We start from the raw sequence: 295 nt of genomic DNA, 5'->3' as shown, positions 1-295 counted from the left end.
GTCTGCGATGCGCACACGGTCACCGATTCGGAATGCACCGGTGTATGTAAGGAACACACCGGCAATGATGTTTGATACAGCTCCTGTTGAGCCGAGCGATATCAGCACACCAAGAAAAATTGAAATTTGCTGGAAAGCAGGGGAACCTGAGCCCGGAAGATAAGGAAAGATTAGAACTAAAGCAAAGGCGATGATTAGAAAGCGGGCAATTTTATAGGTTGGATCGGCCCACTCGGGGTCGAATTCGTTGACAGTAATTTTGCCGCGCCCAATCTCTCGGAAGATAAAGTGGGTA

The 295-nt window shown here is 48.5% G+C and carries 1 protein-coding gene; it reads right to left on the bottom strand.

Annotated elements, in window-relative coordinates:
• Positions 1 to 295, bottom strand: a 295-nt coding sequence (locus LD028_RS08730) for a mechanosensitive ion channel domain-containing protein (protein ID WP_237811582.1), incomplete at both ends; no start/stop codon positions are given.

Origin of the sequence: Anoxybacillus sp. LAT27 (assembly GCF_022030075.1) — a bacterium.
Taxonomy (GTDB): domain Bacteria; phylum Bacillota; class Bacilli; order Bacillales; family Anoxybacillaceae; genus Anoxybacillus; species Anoxybacillus kestanbolensis.
Note: the sequence above shows the minus strand (reverse complement) of the source record. Positions and strands in the feature narration are given on the sequence as shown.